1 protein-coding gene and 1 pseudogene are annotated in these 749 nt (G+C 64.5%); both read right to left on the reverse strand.

Features of this window, described 5'->3' with window-relative positions:
- A pseudogene (locus EOD07_RS36350) lies at nucleotides 1-195 on the reverse strand (amino acid ABC transporter permease); the annotation flags it as partial.
- Nucleotides 196-300: 105 nt separating this feature from the next.
- Nucleotides 301-749, reverse strand: a 449-nt coding sequence (locus EOD07_RS36355) for a transporter substrate-binding domain-containing protein (RefSeq protein WP_164772955.1), incomplete at its 5' end; no start/stop codon positions are given.

Raw genomic sequence — 749 nt, forward strand, 5'->3', positions numbered from 1 at the left:
GTCGATATAGAGCGTCGCCAGCCGCCTCAACGGCTTCGGCGCGTAGAGCCGCACCAGGCAGATCGCCAGTCCGGCGATGGTGCCGAAGACGATTGCGGCGCAGCCGAGCAGGATGGTGTTGCCCAATCCGCGGATGAGGATCGGAAAGGATCGGACGAGGATGCCCCAGTTGAAGAAGGTGTCGATCAGTTCCATCGGCTCACCATGAAGGCAATGCCAAGCCCACCGCCTTCGCGGGCCTGAAGGGTGGAAGCATGAGCGCCGGCCTGGCCGGCGCTCACGCGGCGACATTTCGCGGGACTATTGCGGGATCGGACCCGGCGTCACGGTGCTGGTTCCGGCTTCCGGGTCGACGCCGAACCACTTCTTGTGGATCGCGGCCATGGTGCCGTCCTTCTTCATGGCGGTGATCGCGTCATTGACCTTCTCGAGCAGCGGATGGCCCTTCTTGGTCATCATCGCGAAGCGCTCGCCGGTCGGGATGCGCACCAGGATCTTCAGCGCCGGCATCTGCTTGATGGCGAAGAGGAAGCCGGCGAGCTCGCCGGCGCCGCCGTCGATGCGGCCGTTCTGCACGTCCAGCAGAAGGTCCTGCTGGGCGTTGTAGCTCTTGGTTTCGGCGACGCCGAGCTTGGCGGCGTTTTCCTTCATATAGGCTTCGCCCGTCGAGCCGGCGATGACGCCGATGGTCTTGCCCTTGAGGTCGTCGAGCGACTTGATGGGGGAATCCGCCTTGCCGACGATCGTGC

It is taken from the genome of Mesorhizobium sp. M2C.T.Ca.TU.002.02.1.1, assembly GCF_003997225.1.